Source organism: Erwinia sp. MYb375 (genome assembly GCF_037479175.1).
GTDB classification, from domain to species: domain Bacteria; phylum Pseudomonadota; class Gammaproteobacteria; order Enterobacterales; family Enterobacteriaceae; genus Erwinia; species Erwinia rhapontici.
In genome coordinates this window covers 586783-606199 of the sequence record NZ_JBBGZS010000011.1, presented here as the reverse complement: position 1 = coordinate 606199, position 19417 = coordinate 586783, and the positions used below count along the sequence as shown (strand labels likewise).

Here is a 19417-nt window from a genome sequence, read left to right as displayed (position 1 = left end):
TATGTCGTCGTCTCCCTCCCATCTTCCCGCTGCCGTGTATACGCTCGGCTTTGGTGTTTTTGCGCTGGTGACCAGTGAGTTTCAGGTTGCCGCACTGATGAATATTATGACCACCGACCTGCATATCACCCTGCCGATGACCGGCTATCTGATCACCGTGTATGCGCTGGCGATGGCGATTGGCGGCCCGCTGCTCGCCCTGTTGCTGCTGAAACACCCGCCGCGCCGCAGTCTGTTGATCCTGCTGACGTTGTTTATTGCCAGTCAGGCGCTGGGGGCGGTGGCGGGCAGCTATCTGCCGCTGGTGATTGCGCGCATTCTTACCGGTGCCGTGGCCGGGGCCTATATTGGCTGTGCGGTCAGTACCGGCGTGAAGCTGGTGCCCGAGCAGCAGATCCCGGCGGCCATTACCGTGGTGCTGGGTGGACTGATGATCGGTACGGTGATTGGCCTGCCGCTGGCCAGTTTTATCGGTAACCTGGCGGGCTGGCGCGTCAGCTTCTGGTCGGTGGTGGTGATTACGCTGCTGGCGCTGTGGCTGACGCACAAAACGTTGCCCTCCACGCTGGCTCCGGATGACATTAATCTGAAAGAAGAGCTGCGGGCGCTGAAAAATCCGACGCTGTGGCGTGCTTATTCCACCAGTCTGCTAATTATTGGCGCGACCTTTGCGGGCTTCAGCTACTTTACGCCGATCCTGAGTGCGCAAACCGGCTTTAGCAGCGGCCAGGTCACCGGGTTACTGCTGGTGTATGGCATGGCGACCGTGCTGGGGAATGCGGTGGTGGGGCGTCTGGCCGGGCGCTATGCGTTACCCGTAATTGCCTGCGGTTTGCTGGCGCTGGTGGGCTTTTTCGCCCTGTTTGCCAGCTTTATTCAGCTACCGTCGGTCGCAATAGCCTGCGTTGTCGGCGTGGGTCTGTTCGGGGTAACAATGAACCCGGCGATGGTGACCCGCGTGATGGGTGCGGCCGGTAATCGCCAGTTGGTGAATACGCTGCATACGTCGATGGTGACGTTCGGGCTGATGCTGGGATCGTTGCTGGGCGGGCTGAGTATTGAATATGGCTTCGGCCTGAGCGCCCCGCTGTGGATCGGTGCCGGGATGGCGCTGTGCGGGCTGTTAACGCTGCTGCCGGATGTCAAAACATCACAGCCTGAAGCCTGTCGCGAGTGAGGTTACGTCAGAGACGACCGGAAAAAGGGTCGCTCTCTGGGGCCCCAAAAAAAACCGTAGTAGTCGGCCTTCTGTTTCGGGGTGGTTTTAAAACCTACAGCGCGCAACCGTTCTGAGGGGATGGGGCCAGTTTGAGGTAAGCCGGACGTCACGCGGCAGGGACGCCGCGTGCCGAGGCCCGCAGGGATGCGGATTTTGCCGATCCGGCGTGCTCAAACTGGCCTCAGACCTGAAGCCAAACTGTCAGCAACAAAAAATGAGTGGGCCCCCTGACGAATCCAATGCCCGTCAGCCTGCGGGTTTGGCCTGCTCTGCGGTGAGTGCAGCAATCCGGGTGATCACACGCACCGCCTGCTCCATATTATCGAGTGAGGCAAATTCATGCCTGCCGTGATAGTTATAGCCCCCGGTAAACAGATTCGGGCAAGGTAAGCCCATAAACGACAGTTGCGCACCGTCCGTGCCGCCGCGAATCGGTTTCACATGAGGGGTGATGTCACAATCACGCATCGCCTGAAGGGCCAGCTCGATACTTTGCGGGCACGCTTCCACCTGTTCACGCATATTGTAGTAACTGTCTTCAACCACCAGCTCAATCGCCGCCGGGGCAGGCAGCGTTTTCTCTAAACGGTGGGCGATAGCTGCCAGCCGTTGTTTACGCTCGTCAAAGCCGCTGCGGGCAAAATCGCGCACAATATAGTGCAACTCGGCGCGGTCCACACTGCCTTTGATACCATGCAGATGGTAAAAACCTTCGTAACCGGACGTTTTTTCCGGCACCTGATCTTCCGGTACTTCACGGTGGAACCGCATTGCCACATCCAGGGCATTGACCATCACACCTTTTGCCGTTCCCGGATGGACGTTATTGCCGGTGATTTTTACGGTGACGGAAGCCGCATTGAAGTTTTCATATTCAAACTCCCCCATGCCCCCGCCATCGACGGTATAAGCCCAGTCTGCCGCAAAGGCGGCAACATCAAAGTGCTGGATGCCCCGGCCAATTTCTTCATCGGGCGTAAAAGCAACGCGCACCTCGCCGTGCGCCACTTCTCCGGAGGTGAGATGGGCCAGCGCCGTCATGATCTCAGCAATACCGGCTTTATCGTCCGCACCCAGCAGCGTTTTACCGTCGGTGGTGATCAGCGTGTGTCCGGTCAGCTCATGCAGTACCGGAAACATCACCGGCGACAAAATTTCATCGCCAATACCGAGGGCAATATCGCCACCACGATAATTCTCAATCACCTGCGGGTTGACATTTTTCGCGGTGAAATCCGGGGACGTATCCATATGGGAAATAAAACCGATGACCGGCGTCGGCCAGCTTACGTTTGACGGTAGCGTGGCCATCACAATACCGCGTGGGCTGCAGCCAACATCGCTCAGTCCCAGCGCACGCAACTCATCACACAATCTTTGCGCCAGGCGAAGCTGTCCTTCAGTACTGGGAACCTGACGAACGTTACCTTTAGATTGCGTATCAAAAGACACATAGTTTAAGAAGCGATCAAGTAAATTATTCATCTGTCTTCCCTTTGGATGCCAGTGCTTATTATGGATAGCGGAACAATGTTAAATATTGTTTCAGGTCAGTTTAGTACGCTGACGCGCCATTAACGTTGCGGATAATGGATGAGATCATGAAAACGCACGGGCTCCGTGCCTGGATTGCGATAGGCGTGGGCGCAGTCAGCGTGAAAACGCACCCCATCCCCCGCGTTAAGGCGCTGCCACTGACCATCAACCTGTAACTCAAGCTCGCCCTCGATGACAATGACATGTTCGACCACACCGCGTTCATGGGCGTCAGATGCACTGGATGCCCCGGCGGCCAGCTCAATCACCAGCATTTCAAAATTCAGGGCGGCATCGAAAGGAAACAGCGGGAACACCTGCATCGTACTGTCAAAGGCAGTGTAGCCCTGCTGACGCTGGTGCCGTGCCGCACTGTCAATGGCTGGCGGGTCGATAAAGGCAGAGAATGGCAGGTTAAAACCCGTTGCGATTTTCCACAGTGTTGCCACGGTCGGGCTGGATTCCGCACGTTCGATTTGCCCGAGCATCGCTTTACTCACGCCTGTGGCATCCGCGGCCTGGGTCAGACTCCAGCCGCGTGCGCTACGCTGGGTCTTCAGGGTTTGCGCCAGATGGTATTGCAGACTGTCCACGTTGTGATCTCCTGTAAGCATGAAACGAGTATAACGCCTTGTGCGCTATAACGCACGATGCTACCTTGTACGTTATAACGCACATTGGTCTGCCTCTGCCAGGACACTCGCTATGCGCCCACCGCTTACATTAAGTCACCTGACGTTTCCTGCCATCGTTGCCGGGTTTGTCGCCGTGCTCGTCGGCTACACCAGCTCTGCGGCGATTATTTTCCAGGCCGCAGCGGCCGCCGGGGCCACCGCGTCTCAAACGGGCGGCTGGCTGACCATGCTTGGGCTGGCGATGGGCCTCACCACGCTCGGCCTCTCACTGTGGTATCGCACGCCGGTGCTCACCGCCTGGTCAACGCCCGGCGCAGCATTGCTGGTGACCAGCCTGCCCGGCACCTCGCTCAATGAGGCCGTTGGCGTATTTGTCTTTGCCTCGGCGCTGATCTTTCTTTGCGGCATTACCGGACTGTTTGCCCGCCTGATGAATGCCATACCGCAGGCGATCTCTGCCGCGATGCTGGCAGGAATTTTACTGCGCTTTGGCGTGGATGCGTTTGCCGCGCTCCAGGTTAACTTCGCCCTGAGCGGCACCATGTGCCTGGTGTATCTGCTGTCACGCCGTCTGCTGCCGCGCTATGCCATTATTCTCACCTTGCTGGCAGGGTTAGGCGTGGCGGCACTCCAGGGCAATATTCATGCTACGCAGACGCAGAGCCTGGTGATGCCGGAATTTATCATGCCGCGCTTTACGCTTGAAACGCTGCTGGGCATTGGCGTACCGTTTTTTGTGGTCACGATGGCATCACAGAATGCACCCGGTATCGCCACCCTCAAAGCGCACGGCTATACGCTTCCGGTGTCACAGCTGATCGCCTGGACCGGACTGGTGGCACTCCTACTCGCCCCTTTCGGTGGCTTTACCGTGTGTATTGCCGCGATTACGGCCGCGATTTGCATGGGACCGGAGGTGCACAGCGATCCGCAGCGCCGTTACTGGGCCGCAGCCGCTGCCGGGGTGTTTTATTTACTGGCAGGGGTGTTTGGTGGGGCGATTAGCGGCCTGTTTACTGCGTTGCCGCTGGCACTGATCCACACGATTGCCGGGCTGGCACTGCTGGGCACCATCGCCGGGAGTCTGCAACGGGCATTAAGCGATGACAAACAGCGAGATGCAGCGGTGATCACTTTTCTGATCACCGCCTCGGGTCTCACCCTGCTTGGCGTGGGTGCCGCGTTCTGGGGATTAATCGGCGGAGTTATCGCCCACCTGGTTTTCTCGCTGGCCAAACGCTGAGGACGCATCGGCACCGGTCAGTACCGGTACAGCGATGTTTTTCAGCAGGTCATGAACCCATTCCGGGACCACTTCGCTGGCCAGTCCGTACTCTTTTTCTTCAAACTCGCTGCCCACCTGGCTTGGTTCCAGGTTCAGCTCCACGGTGTGAGCCCCCTGTAAACGGGCTTCATGGACGAAGCCTGCCGCCGGATAAACGTGCCCGGAGGTGCCAATCGCCACAAAATAATCTGCCTGCGCCAGCGCCTGGTAAATTTCATCCATCTGCAACGGCATTTCGCCAAACCACACCACGTGTGGGCGCAATACGGATGGGAACTGACAGCAATGGCAGCGATCGTCGGGTTTCACATCATCCGTCCACTGCAGGATCTGACCACTGCCGGAGCAACGCACTTTTAACAGCTCACCGTGCATATGGATCACCTTACGGTTTCCGGCGCGCTCATGCAGGTTGTCAATATTCTGCGTCACCAGCAGAAAGTGGTCACCCAGTGCCGCTTCGAGTTCGGCCAGTGCCAGATGCGCCGCATTGGGCTGGATATCATCCTGCTGCAGCTGACGCCTGCGGGCATTGTAGAAATCCTGTACCCGCTGAGGGTCGCGGGCAAAGCCTTCCGGCGTGGCGACATCCTCCACTTTGTGCTCTTCCCACAGGCCATCGGCTGCGCGGAAAGTCCGGATGCCGGATTCAGCGGAAATCCCGGCCCCGGTCAGCACGACCACACGCGGCAGCGGATGACGGGCAATTTCGATATTGCGGTCACGTTCGAAAATGCGCTGACGAAAACGCTGGTGAACCTGGCGTCGGGTCTTCTTGTAGCGTGCCAGCCTGAGGCGGCGACGGGGTGTGCGCATCATCAAATCCTCTAATCCTTAATATGCAGGAATGGCGCACCGTACGGTGCGGAACCTGTCCCTGATAATAACGGGTGATTAACCCGGGTGCACTGAGAGTGTGCCGATAAACGTGATATCCACCCCAGGAAAATCCGCATCCTGAGAGTGAGAGACCGCTCTCAATGCCCTCGTGTTTTTACTGCCCACTCAGTACCCGTGCCGGATCGATACGGCTAGCCCGGCGCGCCGGATACCAGCTTGCCAGCAGACTGAGTAACAGTGACGTGACCAGGACAATCCCAACATCACGCCAGTGCAGCTCTGACGGCAGGAAATCAATAAAGTAGATATCCCCGGAAAGGAAATGGTAACCGGTCAGCGCTTCAATCCCATGAATGATCGGTGTCAGATTGAACGCAGCCAGCACCCCCACCACCACGCCGCTCACGCTGCCCACCAGTCCGGCGAGCAGACCATACCAGACAAAGATAGCGCGGATCAGACCGTCTTTCGCTCCCAGGGTGCGCAGTACGGCAATGTCGCTGCTTTTATCTTTCACCGCCATCACCAGGGTGGAGACGATATTGAAACAGGCCACGCCAATCACCAGCACCATCGCCAGATACATAATCGCGCGGATCATCTGGATATCACGGTACATATAACCGTAAGTGCCTACCCAGCTGCGAATGTACACATACGCGTGGGTGACTTCGCCCGCCTGACGGACAAGGCTGACCGCATTGAACGGATCAGTGGCTTTGATGGCGATGCCGGTAACACTGTCCCCCATGCCCAGCAACTGCTGCGCATCCGCTAACGGCACCAGCGCCAGACTGTGATCGAGCATCCCGCTTAACTTTAAGATACCGCTCACTTGCAGGCGCACGCGCTTGGGCTGCAACAATTTGTGCCCGGCATCGCTGTTTGGGATCATAATCGTCAGCCAGTCGCCCTGTTTTACCTTCAGGCTGTTGGCGACGCCCTGCCCCAGCAGGATCTGTTGCTTGCCCGCACCAAAGTTCTGCCAGGCATCGCCCTGCACATAGGAGGGCAGCGCACTGAGGCGGCTCTCCTGCTGCGGGTCAACACCTTTCACCTGCACGGCCTGCAACTTGCTGCCGCTTTCAATCAGCCCGGTGAAATTAATGTAGGGTGCTGCTGCCGCAATGCCGGGAACCTGTTCCATTTTCGGCACCAGCCCCTGCCAGCCGGTGAACGGCTGATTGACCGGCTCAATTTCACCGTGCGGCACGACGGCCAGAATGCGGTTATTCAGTTCACGTTCAAAGCCATTCATCGCGCTTAGCCCGACGATCAGCACCGCCACGCCCAGCGCAATCCCGATCGTTGAGATCACTGAAATCAGCGAGACCATGCCTCCGCGCCGACGGCCACGACTGAAGCGCAGGCCGAGCAGAAGAGAGAGAGAACCCGCCATCAGAAGCTACCTGCCCGTTTGACCTGGTCACTGAGCTGCCCGTCGCGCATCTCCATCTGACGACGCATACGTTTCGCCAGATGCAGATCGTGGGTGACGACCAGAAAAGCCGTGCCCTGCCGTTGATTGAGCTCGTTGAGCAGGTCAAAGATGGCATCGGCGTTACGCGCATCAAGGTTACCGGTCGGTTCATCGGCCAGCACCAGGCGCGGGTTGTTGACCAGCGCACGCGCGATGGCCACACGCTGACGTTCACCGCCGGATAATTCTGAAGGACGGTGTGCAGCACGGTGATCCAGCCCGACAGCTTTCAGCATGTCGACCGCTCTCTGCTGAGCTTCTGCTTTGGCGGTCTGGCCAATCAGCAGCGGCATCGCGACATTTTCCAGCGCACTGAAATCTGGCAGCAGATGGTGGAACTGATAGATAAAGCCCAGTTCGCGGTTACGCAACCCGGCCTTGGCTGCCGAGGACATGCTGTTGAGCGACTGGCCGTCAAACACCACCTCGCCCGAGGTCGGTGTATCCAGCCCGCCCATCAGGTGCATCAGGGTGCTTTTCCCCGAACCGGAACTGCCAACAATCGCCATCATTTCACCCGGTTCTACGCTGAAGGTAACGTTGCGCAGGACATCGGTCTGCACGCTGCCTTCCTGATAGCGTTTGCACAGGTTGTCGCACTGCAACAGGATCTTGTTACTCATAACGTAAAGCCTCAGCGGGTTGAACGGCGGCCGCGCGCCAGGAAGGGTAAAGCGTTGACAACAGCGCCACGACAATCGCCGTCAGGGTGATGGTGGCAACCTGAGTCAGGGAAATTTCAACCGGTAAGGCGGCACCATCAAGGAAGGCACCAATCACCGGCATCAGGTTATTTAACTGGCTGGCCAGCAGCACGCCGAGCAGTGCACCGAGCAGCGCGCCGACAATACCGGCCGTTGCGCCCTGCACCATAAATACCGCCACAATCTGACGGCGTGTCAGCCCCTGCGTTTGCAGGATCGCGACTTCACCCTGCTTCTCCATAATCAGCAGGCCCAGCGAGGTGACAATATTGAAGGCGGCGACGGCGACAATCAGGCTGAGCAGCAGACCCATCATGTTTTTTTCCATCTTCACCGCCTGGAACAGTTCGCCTTTGCGCTCACGCCAGTCTTTCCACACCAGCCCTTTCGGCAGGGTTTGCTGGCTGACGCTGTCCACCTGTAACGGTTTGTCCAGCCATAAACGCCAGCCCGTGATATTCCCGGCCGGGTAACGCATCAGACGCGAGGCATCCTGCTGGTTGACCAGAATCTGATAGCCGTCGACATCGCTGTTCGAGGCAAAGGTGCCAATAATGGTAAACAGACGCTGACTGGGAATACGCCCCATCGGGGTGAACTGGCTGGCTGACGGCACCATCAAACGCACCTGATCGCCACGTTTTACGCCCAGCTGCCCTGCCAGTTGTTCACCGATGATCACATTGTACTGACCTGATTCCAGCTGCTGCTGGCGTACGCTCACCAGATACGGTGTTAACGGATCGGCTTCATCGGGATTAATGCCCAGCATCACGCCCACGCCAACGCTGCGTGCACTCTGCATCACCACTTCCCCGGTCGTCAGCGAAGTGACGCGACTGACCCCGCTGAGGTGCAGGCTACTGGCGGGCAGTTGTTGCGGATTGATCGACCCGGTGTCGCTGGTGATCACCGCCTGCGGCATCAGGCCAAGGGTATTTTTTTCCAGCTCGTGCTCAAGGCCGTTCATCACCGACAGCACGGTAACCAGTGCCATCACACCCAGCGTAATGCCGATAGCGGAAAGCCAGGAAACAAACCGCCCGAAGCGATCTGAACCACGCCCGCGCATATAGCGCAGGCCTATAAATAAGGCGACAGGTTGATACATGACATCCGTCTTTCTTATGGCAGTAAACAATTGGGGAGGATAATAAAGGTTAGCACTGCGTTATGGAACCACTAAGCCCCTGAGTCCGCACATTGTTTTGTCAATGGCTGAAACACTTTACCCTCACTGCGTCGGGTAAGGTTCTCCGTCACCTGCTGCAATGCACTTGCCTGCTGGCGTACTTAAGCCCACTCATTCTCTGTATTTCAGCAGACGGGTTTCCACGCAGGGCGCGCACTGCTCACGCCCCATCTTTGTTTTATGATTAAGCTCAGTGAGTTAGCATCACCAGGATTTTTCCCAATCCGTATGGCTGTACATTTTTTTATTCGATCGCTGCTGGTTTTTACGCTATATGTGGCATCACATAACGGCGCTGGCCGGGAAACAGATTAAAAATGCTTAACTGAGTGAGTAGCGCAGCTAACCGTGAGACCGTCCTTACGCCGTTCTGCTAATAGCAACACCAGGAATAGTCTTAAGAAATTGCTTTCATCCGGGTTGTCACGTATGTTGTTGGCGCGTCATTTCGCGCCAATCCCCTGATGTCGATCTGTTATCTACCTGCAGCCAGCCCGTAAACTCGACCGTCTCGAGAGTGACCCGTTTTAACCGTCCTGAGCCTAACGATGCCAAATTATAAAAATAACCTAAACCGGGCCATCATCTTATTCGCCCTCGCCATGCTGCTATCCACAATTGGCCTGGAATCGCGCAATTTAGCCTCACTCTCCCTGTTCTGGCCGAGTAACGCCATTCTTCTGGGGTTGCTGATCCGCTTCCCGTCGCTGGACAAACCCAGCACCCTTGTCGTTCTTTATTTTGGCATGCTCAGTGCCGATATTCTTTATGGTACCCAGATGATGATTGCTGTCGGTCTGGATATCGCGAATATTCTTTTTATCGCCACCGCCCGCTGGGTGTTGCTGAGTAACCCTTTCTTCACACGCGGACATCCCCGCCGCTTGCAGGCGCTGTTACATGTGTTTCCTGCCTCACTGCTGGGTGCCGCAGCCTGTGCGCTGGTCGGCGCCATCGTCAGCGAGCGCTACTTCGAAGATGAGCTGTTTAAAGCCTGGTTCTCCTGGTTCTCCGAACAGATGTCGACATCGATTCTGCTTTTACCGTTGGTGATAAGCCTGCCGCGACGCGATGAACTGGCTCATCTGGTTGCCGCCCTGCGCGACAGCACCGTGCTACCGATACTGGCGTTGGTGCTCACAACGGTGACAGGCATTTGGGTTGGCGGCGGCGGCAGTTTACTGTTCCCGTTACCGGCGCTGTTGTGGTGTGCGATCAGCTATCCGCTGTTTATTACCTGTTTCCTGACGCTGTTGACCGGTATCAGCGAAATTATTCTGGTCGCGGGAAACGTGCTGAATATTCAGGGCAAAGACGACCTGTTCCGTATTGATAGTTTGTCATCTGCGCGCCTGGGTGTAGCCGCGATGCTGATCAGTCCACTGATTGTGGCACTGAGTACCGCTTCAAACCGCAAACTGGTGGCGCGTATTACTAAGCGTGCCGACTATGATTTCCTTACCGGGGCACTGACACGCAGTGGTCTCGCCTCCAAACTGGAAACACTGGTCACTCCGCGTAACCGCCCGAAAGGCTTTTTTGGCGCGGTATTTGTCATTGATATCGACCGCTTCAAGAACATTAATGATACCTACGGTCATGCCAGCGGCGATTATGTGCTGGCAAAAACGGTGGAGTGTATTCGTCAGGGACTACCGGCATCGGCAATGGTGTGCAGGATGGGGGGTGAGGAGTTTCTGGTATTAATAGAGGGGATTTCGCAGCCGCGCGCTTTTCTGTTAGCCAATCGTCTGCGTCACAGCATTGAAGAGAACCAGATCCTGCTTGACGGCAACGATCTCAGTGTGACGGCCAGCATCGGTATCAGCGCGCTGAATATCAATAACGTTAACAGTCTGGATGAGTCGATTACCAAAGCCGATGAGCAGCTCTATATCGCCAAGAGCAGCGGACGAAATCAGGTCCGTCCGGAATTTATCTTGTAACAACGGGTCTGGCGATGACAGACCTGAGCAATCAGGCCTGATGAGAATAAAGGGCCGACCTGAAAAGGCCGGCTTTTTTGCCTTATGCTTCGTTTTCGATGCGGTTCGCTTCGATTTCAAAATCCTGGATGGTGGTATCCAGCTCATCCAGCAAGCTGCCTTGCTGAGTCAGTAACTGATTAATTTTCTCAGCAAAGCCCGTGTCTTTGTGCTCCCCCTGATCGAACGCCAGCCACTGTGTTGACAGCGTTTCAGTATTACTCTGAGCATAATGGCGCATTTCTTTTAGCTGCGAAGTCACGTCACGTAAGTGGTCAGTCTGCGTTTTGCTTTCGTTATCACTCATGGATATTTCCTTTCATCGTTAAAAGAAGCCTACCCCTTTTGTGACCGGGCGAGGTGGAGAAAGTTCATAACCATTTTATAACAACCGCGAAAACGACAAAAAAAGGCCGGGTTCCCCCGACCTTAAGTTGTTGATTAATAATACGCAATTTTTCTATCGGTCCCATTGACGTTGACAGTGATATAACCGGCAACCGTGGTGGTGGCCGGTGCCGTTGCGATCGCAGTCGCTACCGTCAGTACCCCTTTTTCATTCGCCCCCACGCCCGCCAGACCGTTGTGCAGGCTCATACGCGCCGCCGGTGAGACAGTGCCTATCGTCGTGGCATCCGTGACTTCACTCAGATCCGGTGTAAACAGCGAACACTCACCGGATTCAAAGCGCGTCGGTCCGGTGGATTTCAGGTTGAACAGGGTGTCACCGCTGGCCGCTTTGAGTTTGACCCAAATCTCCGATGTGGTCACGCCGATGCGGTTGAACTTGATATCCAGTACCGCCGGAGAACCATGATGCCGGATATCGCCGTAAATCGCTGTGGCGCAGCGAGAGATGGCCAGATAACTGGTGCCGGATGACATGGCACCGATAGGGCTTCCCGCCGTCCCGGTCACCGCATCGTTCGCCGACTTACCGATCATCTCAATGATCCATTGCTGGTTATCTTTTGGCATAAAGACTTTACCCAGCTTGTACCATTTGTCGCTGGTAGAGATGTTGGTAATTTTATAGCCGCTGTACCAGCCCGCGCGCATAGTGCCGGTCATCTGTGTACCGAAGCTTTCATCCCGGCGCCAGCCGGATTCATAGCCGGACAACCAGCGCCCCGCGGCGGGGGTGAGGGGGGCCGCGCCGCCGGATTGCAGATTAAGCTGGCGGATCTGCACGCGGGCATTATCCATATTGAGCGGATTGGCGCAGTCCTCCAGACTCAGGGCATCCACCAGCCACTGCCCGTTATTGAAATCCCCCGGGAAGCGGGTGTGCTCAATCCAGACGTTGCGTATCAGCCCCTGGCCAACGCGCGGCATCATGAGCGTCGCGTCACCATAGCCGCTCTGGAAGTTAGCATTCGACAACTCAATGGCCGTGGAGTGGTCCCATACGCCCTTCACCGTATCAGACCAGCCGACGTCAAACACGCGCCCATAGGTATTGATCGAGTAGATCTGGTCGAACTTGGTATCCAGCGTATCCAGAAGCTTGACTGCCGTCCCCCCCGAATTCTGTACCCGGAAGCAGGTGATCAGCACCGTCTGCCCCGCCACCATAATATTTTCAAAGAAGGGCTGCTGGTTGGTACACATCTCAGCGCTGATCGCTCCCTTATTGGCGGTGATATCCGCCGAGGCCTGACCGTTCCAGCAAATACCTTTTATCGCCGTGCGCCGTGCGTTCACTTTGAACACCGGGCTGGTTGATTTGTCAGAAACAATGGTGGTACGCGGCATTCCCCCCTGGGGGTTGTCGTCACCATAGAGATAAAAGAACGGAATTTCACTGGCGGAAAGATCAATCGGGTTGATCAGAAACTTACCGCCCGGGAAACGAACGCCCAGGTCCTTACTGCTGGTATTCACATTCTGTGCCCAGTTCAGCATCAGCTTAAAGGCACCGCTGTCGTCGGTAATACCGTCACCTTTGCCGCCAAAGTGATAGATATTCAGCTCGTCCTGGCTGTTCACCACCCGTTTCCAGAAAAATCCTGTTCCGACGGCATAGGTGCCACTGTCATCCACCGGCAGCGCCGTGGTCACGAAACCGGCAAAAGTACCACCACCACGAAAGGTGGAGTCTTTGTCGTAATAACGTTTTAACAGCGCAATTTCGCCTGATTTTGATGGCGCGGTGGTCCGTAATTCAGCAAAAGAGTTAACTTCAATCATAATAACCTCCGGGCAGCGCACAGATGTCAGCCGCCTTATTCAGGATAAATAAATGGGATTAAGTGGGATGAAATAAATAACAAACTGCGTAACACCTCCTATATAAAATAACAAAGGCGAGGTTTACTTGTTTTTACTTGCACACAATGATACCCAGAGTTCGTTATGGGCATTTATTTGTCTGACCGTTCTGATATCCATTAACTGTGCATCCTGACCGTGTGTGTAAATAGGTGAAAACAGGGTGCAGGAAGAGTCGGTAATTAACTCACTGGCTATCGTCGGAGTTGAATTGTGACTGCTGCAACTTGCGACGAGCGTCAGTATCATCAAGCACTGCATTGGCCGTTTGTACACGTTTTGCCTCCTCACTGTTATCTGCCTGTTTTTTTGCCACAACGGCAATCTGAGCAGCACTTTTCTGCGCCTCGGCGACCTGGGCTTTCGCTCGCTGCTGGCTTTTACCCACCTGCTTACCGCCGAACCAGACGGCGAAAAAAGCCCCAGCCACGGCAACGATCGCCAGCAGGCCATGCCAGCTACTGCTGAGTAGTGAAAACAGTGCACTCATACCTTGCCCCCATTCAGCGCATCACGCTGTTTGCTCAGGTTTTTCTGTTTTATAAACTGCGCCATCACTGCCATTGCCACCATAAACGCGCCCGTCATCCCCAGGAAGTTGTGTGGCAGACAGGACTTAACATCCTCTGGGAGCGAACTCCATGCTGTCAGCGCAGCATCGGGAAACGACTGCACCCATGCGGTCAGTGCCGATCCCCCTGACGCCAGCCAGACAGACCAGGTTTTCAATAACAGGCGCGCATGATTGACTACCGCCACCCGCCCATAATGGACTAATAGCCAGATTGCCAGTGACGTCACAGCCACCAGCGAAACAAACAGGGTAAATTTCACAGGACCTCCTGATATTGTGTGTAGGTTCCGCTGCGCATCACATCAGCATGGCGCTGGGCGCGTGTCGGCGTTTGTCGTGCCCAGAGGCTGGCCAGCATCGCTTCCGCTGCACCGCTGAAATTCCCCGCAGCAATCAGCAACAGGGTATTTTTGAACGCTGACAGCCCGTCAACACCCAGCTGGTAGGCCATGCTGTACAACACATCGGCGCGCGGGGTGTTGCACTGGCGCAGCGCAGCCAGAATAGAAGGACGACGGTTAATATCCTTCATCTGGCTGTTCAGCATTTCCTGTAACCAGACTTCGGCGACCGTTCGCGGCAGGCTGAAAATATAATTATCGAGCGCCGCACCTTTGGGTCCAATCTTAATTCCGCACCCTACCGTCGGATATCCCTCCGTATCCCGATAAGGTTTCTCCTGGTATCCTTCTTCATACATTAAAATCTGAATGACTTTACTCATAGGTCACCTCACTAACAGGCAATAAAAAAAGGCTGCCTCAGCAAGCCTTGTTCATTACGTCTAACAATGAAAGGGTGAATTCCTCATAAACGATATACAACAGCGACGCTTAAGAGCGTTATTTAAAGGTGGATAGTGATAGTTTGAGACAGAATTTGCGTACGCAATAAATTTCCCTGCGTTTTTTTAAAAATTCCCTTTTTTCAATTGCGTTAGTTGCGTTTTTTTATTCGGAATTGTCATACTCAAGTTCACAAAGCGGTTCACATTCCAGTTCACACTCCAGTGCGGTGAGAACGCCATTAACAAATCCCTCAGCCGTCTGAATCTGCTTACGGATAGTCCCGTCAGCGCAGCGACGACGACGGGCAATCGAACGGAGTGAAATTTGATAGAGGTAATGTGCGACAAGGATATTGTGCTGTTCTTTATTCACTTTCATCAGCCGGCTGATACAACCGTCGAGTATCAGACCGTCGTTATCACTGCACGTCAGTCGTTGATGACCGCGATCGCTGACCAGACCTCTGAAGCCCGCCGCGACAGAAGAGTAGCCCAGCCCGTGTCCACTGGCCGCCGCCCAACCGCCCCATCGTTCCAATAGTATTTTGATATCTCGCATAGTCTGCTCCTTTGTCCCGTGCAGGGGGGGCCGACAGCCCCGCTTTATGGCAGGTGCCGGCCTGCTAAGGTGAATGTCAAAACAGTGTTTTGGCCAGGTCACTACGATCTCCCGATCGCGCGGCGACGCAGGCAAAGACACCTGGACGGGTGGCCATTACGCCACCGTAAAGATGAGACCAGCGATTAGGCTGGACGACCGGGTTGGTAAAGAGCGGTAAAAAATATCCTGCAATAAGGGGAAATCCGTCGCTATCGGTGCAACACTATCCTGCAACGTCACGTTAATACTGGACCTGTTCCCGAACTGCCGGATGTGGCAATCAGCACCACATAGAACCTGACATGCTTTCCTGACTGGCAACAAAAAAACGCTTTTGAATGCCCTTCGCTCACCACATCAATACTTATAGGTATAGATAAAAGACAAAAAATAGCAAAAGCTATTATAAAAAATAATAGCAAAGCGTGTTTGACGAAAAATACGCATCGCTATAAATTCTGGTATATGAAACCGAATACACTCGCCTGGCGGCTGAACATGGCTATGACCATGATGGGAATGACACAGGGTGCTTTAGCAAAAGCATCGGGCGTATCACAGCCAACGATTTGGCGGCTGACGAAGGGTGAAGCAGAGGGATCGCGTAAGCTGGTCGACATTGCCAGAGCACTGGATATCAACGTGGAGTGGCTGGCAAATGGCGCGGGAGAGATGCGCGGAGCGGCAACTATGAGCCCCACAGACAAAGTGAAAAGCGGCACTACTGTGCCGCTCTGGGATGCCAACGGAAAAACCACTGAACTGGTCGCTGTCCCCACCGGCGTTAAGGCTAAAAAGAGCTGGCGGGCCTATATTCTTGACCGCAACAGCGGTTGCGTGGAAGCCACCGCTGGCAGCGTTGTGATCATTGACGTCGATGTACCAGTTGAATCTGGAGATCTCGTCATGGCTGAGATGAATTCACGCGTCTCTGTGTACCGTTATCTGGAAGGGCCCTCGAATGGTTTTTTAACCGTTGATGACCCACGCCTGCCGGCGGTTGAGCTGGCGGGAGAAGTCCGCTTAATCGGTGTGGCTATTTTCCTTATCCGCGATTTAAGACGATAATCACTCACCTCCTGCTCCGGCAGGATGATCTCCTCGTAGTGACCGCCAGACACCCTGAACAACACAGAAACCATCAGTATTTCCTCGCGGTAATCCATCATCCCTCTCACATCATGGGCATGACAGTGTTCATCTATCGATATAACTGAATAGGTTAGTAAAATTTTTCAGATCTTTGCCATTAAACTGCCAATTAATCCAAATTAAATATTAAAAATCAGTTATTTCAAATAAATACGTTGATAGCGCAGGTTATTTAACTCATAACATTTGATATTGATAATAACTATAGCTATCGTTTTTTATAGGCGCGATTCATCAGCTGCGCTTACGAGGGTTTTTACCGCACATGGCAAGGGGAATCAGAGAACGGGTTCCTGCACCGGAGGTCATTATGACTACGATATTTTGGAAAACGGCAGCGCCATTCGGTACCTGTCGTAGCCGTTATAAGGCGCGACGTGCGGCTGCCATCGCTGCGCGTCAGCGTGAAAAACGATTGATACGCAAAATTGGTCATCTGCTGGGTCAGGAAGAGTGTGCGAGGTTAAGTCTGAATATGCGCAGTACATTTGCCGCCGGGCATAGCTGCCCGCATTGTGCTTTACCAGGCCCAGGCAACCCTTCAGGCTGCTCATTTTGCGCTGCGTTTGTTCAGCAGGCACAGGACAGATAAAAAAACAGGCCGCACACGGGCGGCCTGTTTGTTTTTAGCGATCGGTATCGCTTTCGTCATCCTCACTGAGTAAGGACTTAATAAAGGTTCGCTGCGCGGGTGTTAACACCCAACCTTCCAGATCCACCGCAATCGGATGAGCACAATCCGTGCTGTCCGGTGGAGGGTCTGCAGGAACGTCCGCCTGATGATCGGCGGGTGGGTTATGACTGTCTTTATCCATAAGTTCTGATGAAGGAACCTCAGTAAGCAAGCGCACCATCCAGATAACGTCAAACCGACGTACCGGGCCTTGTACGTTCTCTTCCTTACTCCCTCCAGCCTCCTTTTAACGATGCCCGGTTTCATTCTAGGATTTTTCAGACAAGTGATAAGTGAATTATTCTGATGTGTGAATTCACGCAATGATTATCGTCATGTTGCAAGGGCGTTGCAGGGCGAAGTACAAACAGGCAGGTGCGGCAGTCGCACCTTCCCTGCCCGCCGCATTCTCTTCATTGGCAGCCCCCTGAGGACAGAGGGATCTTTAACGCCATTTAACGCAATCTAATCAGTAGACTGCGTCTTCCAGTACCTGGTGAATCACAGCGGAAAGCTGGTTAATTTCGAATTTCGCCACATAACCATTCGCCCCAACTTTACGGACATGATCTTCGTTAGCACTGCCAGAAAGTGAAGAGTGGATCACCACCGGAAGATCCTTCAGATTGTGGTCGCTCTTGATGTTACGCGTCAGCGTAAAGCCATCCATTTCGGGCATTTCAAGGTCGGTTAACACCAGCGCGATCTTGTCATGGATAGATGTGCCCTCTTCCTGCGCTTCCTTATAGAGCTTTTTAATTTTTTCCCAGGCTTCCAGGCCTGTGGTATGCATTTCGGCCGGGATCCCCATCGCTTTCAGGCCCTGCTCGAGCATCTGACGGGCAACTTTCGAGTCTTCCGCCACAATCGCTATCGCGCCCGGCTTCAGCTTGAAGGTTTTCACCTTAATGTCGCCTTCTTTCACTTCACGAACAGAAGGGATGACATCATGCAGGATCTGCTCAACATCCAGCACCATGGCCATGTTGTTGTTGTTATCCAGGCAGGCAATGCTGGTAATATTACGGGTACTGACACCGGATTCCGCGGCATGTACCTGGCTCCAGTCAAGGCGCACGATATCTTCGACAGATTCCACCGCAAACGCCTGCGTGCTACGCGCGTATTCGGTGACCAGTAATAAATTCAGGCCCGTTGAGGGAGTGCAGCCCGCCACCGCAGGAAGATCGATCACCGGGATCAACTGCCCACGAATATTCGCCATACCCAGCAGCGGGGATTTCATGCCTGCCGCACGGGTGATGTTGGTCATCGGCACGATTTCACGCAGTTTAAAAACGTTAATGCCGAACAGCTCAGGCTTATCATCCTGATGAGCAGACCCCAGGCGGAATAACAAAAGTTCGAACTTATTCGATAATGCGAGATTCGCTCTCTCATCGATCTCTTTTTGAAAGTTATCCATGTCTACCTCAAGGTTATTATTCATTGTTGTCAGCCGGCGCGGAAAAACTGCACGCGCTCAGGATCGCTGTTGAAAGTTATCGGCAGTGACGAAGAAAAATACAGGGCAGATTGCAGGATTTATGACCGGGAGAGAGAAAAAGAGGAGAGTGACATACCCCTTCCGGCGCTTATCTCCGGCACTCTATGGTGTTAGCTCTGTGAGGGGCAAAGGAATAATACAAGTAAGAAGCATTCCTAACAAGTTAAATGATATTAAGTATCATTCTCATGGGGTTTTAGACTGTCTGAGTGCATCTATATTGGCTGGCAGGCGCATAGCATCGGCATCAACGATGACCACCGAATAAAAAACACATTGATGACGAGTCGATAAGCGCCTGTGAGGATACAGCGCCACTAATCAGTGACTGCTTTCACTCTCACGCGGTATGGCAGGGCTGATGGTTACCAGCCCTGAAACGACTTTGCCCCACTACTGCCCCCCACACACCGGAGAGGGTTTTAAACGATTTCATTCAGGCACTTAACTAATTTAAACCTGCATATTCATGATGTCGCTATACGCGCTGACCAGCTTGTTGCGCACCTGGATGCCCATCTGCATTGAGACGCTGGACTTCTGCATATCCACCATCACGTCATTCAGTGAGACGCCTTCTTTACCCATCTGGAAGTCCTGCGCCTGAGCACGAGATTCCGTTTGTGTTTCACTGATCTTGCTGAGTGCGGCTTTCAACTCTGCGCCGAAATCTGCGTGCGATGTACTGTCAGCGCCTTTACCGCCAGCAGCCTGCATTGCGGTGGTTTGCAGCGCCTGCATCACACTCTCAATACCCTGAATAGCCATGTTTTCTCCCGAACGAACGATGTGGTGATTACGATTGCTGACAAACTTAACACAATGTCAATAAGACAAAGCCCCTAAATAGCCGCATAAATCACAGCTTATCCAGCCATCGAATTTCTCATTTCAGAAAATAATGGCAGTCCATTGAGGTGGAAATTTTTTAAGCCAGCGCATCAGGGAGTCAGTTTTGTTACGACACTACACGCAA

Annotated in this window: 20 protein-coding genes; 5 read left to right on the top strand and 15 right to left on the bottom strand. The window is 54.2% G+C overall.

From position 1 onward, the window contains the following. Position 1 precedes the first annotated feature (1 nt). Positions 2-1177, top strand: a complete 1176-nt coding sequence (locus WH279_RS05320) for an MFS transporter (RefSeq protein ID WP_339455213.1) — start codon at positions 2-4, stop codon at positions 1175-1177. A 288-nt stretch (positions 1178-1465) separates the two neighbouring features. Here WH279_RS05320 and pepT read toward each other — a convergent pair whose 3' ends face one another. Continuing rightward, positions 1466-2704 (bottom strand): peptidase T, encoded by a 1239-nt coding sequence (gene pepT, locus WH279_RS05315; protein WP_339455212.1) that lies wholly within the window; start codon positions 2702-2704, stop codon positions 1466-1468. Between the two features lie 89 nt (positions 2705-2793). After that, positions 2794-3369: a helix-turn-helix domain-containing protein gene (locus WH279_RS05310; RefSeq protein ID WP_339455211.1), complete on the bottom strand. Its 576-nt coding sequence runs from the start codon at positions 3367-3369 to the stop codon at positions 2794-2796. A 91-nt stretch (positions 3370-3460) separates the two neighbouring features. Between WH279_RS05310 and WH279_RS05305 the strand changes: the two genes are divergently transcribed. After that, a complete protein-coding gene (locus WH279_RS05305) occupies positions 3461-4633 on the top strand; it encodes a benzoate/H(+) symporter BenE family transporter (protein WP_339455210.1) in 1173 nt (390 codons plus the stop codon). Here WH279_RS05305 and cobB read toward each other — a convergent pair. The 4 genes from cobB to lolC form a co-directional block, all read right to left on the bottom strand. After that, positions 4583-5491, bottom strand: coding sequence for a Sir2 family NAD+-dependent deacetylase (gene cobB / locus WH279_RS05300; RefSeq protein WP_339455232.1), 909 nt, complete (start codon positions 5489-5491; stop codon positions 4583-4585). The two genes, WH279_RS05305 and cobB, sit on opposite strands and share 51 nt — an antisense overlap. A 178-nt stretch (positions 5492-5669) precedes the next feature. Then, entirely contained in the window at positions 5670-6914 is a 1245-nt protein-coding gene (lolE, locus tag WH279_RS05295; protein WP_200640365.1) for a lipoprotein-releasing ABC transporter permease subunit LolE, read from the bottom strand. Beyond that, on the bottom strand, positions 6914-7618 hold the full coding sequence (gene lolD / locus WH279_RS05290; RefSeq protein ID WP_200640366.1) for a lipoprotein-releasing ABC transporter ATP-binding protein LolD: 705 nt from the start codon (positions 7616-7618) through the stop codon (positions 6914-6916). The genes lolE and lolD overlap by 1 nt, the downstream gene beginning before the upstream one ends. Then, complete coding sequence (gene lolC, locus WH279_RS05285) at positions 7611-8810, bottom strand: lipoprotein-releasing ABC transporter permease subunit LolC (RefSeq protein ID WP_339455209.1); 1200 nt, start codon at positions 8808-8810, stop codon at positions 7611-7613. Before lolC ends, lolD begins: the two co-directional genes overlap by 8 nt. Positions 8811-9439: 629 nt before the next feature. Between lolC and WH279_RS05280 the strand changes: the two genes are divergently transcribed. After that, positions 9440-10837, top strand: a complete 1398-nt coding sequence (locus WH279_RS05280; protein WP_339455208.1) for a GGDEF domain-containing protein — start codon at positions 9440-9442, stop codon at positions 10835-10837. An 82-nt stretch (positions 10838-10919) separates the two neighbouring features. On the opposite strand, the gene WH279_RS05275 is transcribed toward WH279_RS05280, so the two are convergent. The 6 genes from WH279_RS05275 to WH279_RS05250 all read right to left on the bottom strand — a co-directional run bounded on the left by WH279_RS05275 (position 10920) and on the right by WH279_RS05250 (position 15067). Beyond that, positions 10920-11183: a hypothetical protein gene (locus tag WH279_RS05275; protein ID WP_133842920.1), complete on the bottom strand. Its 264-nt coding sequence runs from the start codon at positions 11181-11183 to the stop codon at positions 10920-10922. 134 nt (positions 11184-11317) lie between these two features. Next, entirely contained in the window at positions 11318-13066 is a 1749-nt protein-coding gene (locus WH279_RS05270; RefSeq protein WP_339455207.1) for an amylovoran biosynthesis protein AmsF, read from the bottom strand. 268 nt (positions 13067-13334) lie between these two features. After that, entirely contained in the window at positions 13335-13637 is a 303-nt protein-coding gene (locus WH279_RS05265) for a hypothetical protein (protein ID WP_339455206.1), read from the bottom strand. Next, on the bottom strand, positions 13634-13957 hold the full coding sequence (locus tag WH279_RS05260) for a DUF7940 domain-containing protein (RefSeq protein ID WP_234472166.1): 324 nt from the start codon (positions 13955-13957) through the stop codon (positions 13634-13636). The genes WH279_RS05265 and WH279_RS05260 overlap by 4 nt, the downstream gene beginning before the upstream one ends. Before the next feature lie 20 nt (positions 13958-13977). After that, entirely contained in the window at positions 13978-14445 is a 468-nt protein-coding gene (locus WH279_RS05255) for a glycoside hydrolase family protein (protein ID WP_133842914.1), read from the bottom strand. 226 nt (positions 14446-14671) lie between these two features. After that, on the bottom strand, positions 14672-15067 hold the full coding sequence (locus tag WH279_RS05250) for an antiterminator Q family protein (protein ID WP_339455205.1): 396 nt from the start codon (positions 15065-15067) through the stop codon (positions 14672-14674). A 540-nt stretch (positions 15068-15607) separates the two neighbouring features. Here WH279_RS05250 and WH279_RS05245 point away from each other — a divergent pair. Continuing rightward, positions 15608-16177 carry a helix-turn-helix domain-containing protein gene (locus WH279_RS05245; RefSeq protein WP_234472149.1) on the top strand — a complete coding sequence of 190 codons (570 nt, stop codon included), beginning with the start codon at positions 15608-15610 and terminating at the stop codon, positions 16175-16177. 394 nt (positions 16178-16571) lie between these two features. Next, positions 16572-16853, top strand: coding sequence for a hypothetical protein (locus WH279_RS05240; RefSeq protein ID WP_339455204.1), 282 nt, complete (start codon positions 16572-16574; stop codon positions 16851-16853). 34 nt (positions 16854-16887) lie between these two features. Here the strand turns inward: WH279_RS05240 and WH279_RS05235 are convergent, their stop codons facing one another. The 3 genes from WH279_RS05235 to fliE form a co-directional block, all read right to left on the bottom strand. Beyond that, complete coding sequence (locus WH279_RS05235; RefSeq protein ID WP_339455203.1) at positions 16888-17076, bottom strand: hypothetical protein; 189 nt, start codon at positions 17074-17076, stop codon at positions 16888-16890. Positions 17077-17403: 327 nt separating this feature from the next. Beyond that, positions 17404-18360, bottom strand: a complete 957-nt coding sequence (locus WH279_RS05230; protein ID WP_339455202.1) for a chemotaxis protein — start codon at positions 18358-18360, stop codon at positions 17404-17406. A gap of 534 nt (positions 18361-18894) precedes the next feature. Continuing rightward, positions 18895-19209 (bottom strand): flagellar hook-basal body complex protein FliE, encoded by a 315-nt coding sequence (gene fliE / locus WH279_RS05225; protein WP_200640383.1) that lies wholly within the window; start codon positions 19207-19209, stop codon positions 18895-18897. Positions 19210-19417 lie beyond the last annotated feature (208 nt).

Bases quoted from the DNA above. Each gene is read 5' to 3' on its own strand.
- WH279_RS05310 (WP_339455211.1), bottom strand. From the start codon at position 3,369: ATGCTTACAGGAGATCACAACGTGGACAGTCTGCAATACCATCTGGCG.
- WH279_RS05250 (WP_339455205.1), bottom strand. From the start codon at position 15,067: ATGCGAGATATCAAAATACTATTGGAACGATGGGGCGGTTGGGCGGCG.
- WH279_RS05240 (WP_339455204.1), top strand. From the start codon at position 16,572: ATGACTACGATATTTTGGAAAACGGCAGCGCCATTCGGTACCTGTCGT.
- WH279_RS05235 (WP_339455203.1), bottom strand. From the start codon at position 17,076: ATGGATAAAGACAGTCATAACCCACCCGCCGATCATCAGGCGGACGTT.
- fliE (WP_200640383.1), bottom strand. From the start codon at position 19,209: ATGGCTATTCAGGGTATTGAGAGTGTGATGCAGGCGCTGCAAACCACC.
- WH279_RS05275 (WP_133842920.1), bottom strand. From the start codon at position 11,183: ATGAGTGATAACGAAAGCAAAACGCAGACTGACCACTTACGTGACGTG.
- WH279_RS05265 (WP_339455206.1), bottom strand. From the start codon at position 13,637: ATGAGTGCACTGTTTTCACTACTCAGCAGTAGCTGGCATGGCCTGCTG.
- WH279_RS05270 (WP_339455207.1), bottom strand. From the start codon at position 13,066: ATGATTGAAGTTAACTCTTTTGCTGAATTACGGACCACCGCGCCATCA.
- WH279_RS05245 (WP_234472149.1), top strand. From the start codon at position 15,608: ATGGCTATGACCATGATGGGAATGACACAGGGTGCTTTAGCAAAAGCA.
- lolC (WP_339455209.1), bottom strand. From the start codon at position 8,810: ATGTATCAACCTGTCGCCTTATTTATAGGCCTGCGCTATATGCGCGGG.
- pepT (WP_339455212.1), bottom strand. From the start codon at position 2,704: ATGAATAATTTACTTGATCGCTTCTTAAACTATGTGTCTTTTGATACG.
- WH279_RS05280 (WP_339455208.1), top strand. From the start codon at position 9,440: ATGCCAAATTATAAAAATAACCTAAACCGGGCCATCATCTTATTCGCC.
- lolD (WP_200640366.1), bottom strand. From the start codon at position 7,618: ATGAGTAACAAGATCCTGTTGCAGTGCGACAACCTGTGCAAACGCTAT.
- WH279_RS05230 (WP_339455202.1), bottom strand. From the start codon at position 18,360: ATGGATAACTTTCAAAAAGAGATCGATGAGAGAGCGAATCTCGCATTA.
- WH279_RS05305 (WP_339455210.1), top strand. From the start codon at position 3,461: ATGCGCCCACCGCTTACATTAAGTCACCTGACGTTTCCTGCCATCGTT.
- WH279_RS05320 (WP_339455213.1), top strand. From the start codon at position 2: ATGTCGTCGTCTCCCTCCCATCTTCCCGCTGCCGTGTATACGCTCGGC.
- WH279_RS05255 (WP_133842914.1), bottom strand. From the start codon at position 14,445: ATGAGTAAAGTCATTCAGATTTTAATGTATGAAGAAGGATACCAGGAG.
- lolE (WP_200640365.1), bottom strand. From the start codon at position 6,914: ATGGCGGGTTCTCTCTCTCTTCTGCTCGGCCTGCGCTTCAGTCGTGGC.
- cobB (WP_339455232.1), bottom strand. From the start codon at position 5,491: ATGCGCACACCCCGTCGCCGCCTCAGGCTGGCACGCTACAAGAAGACC.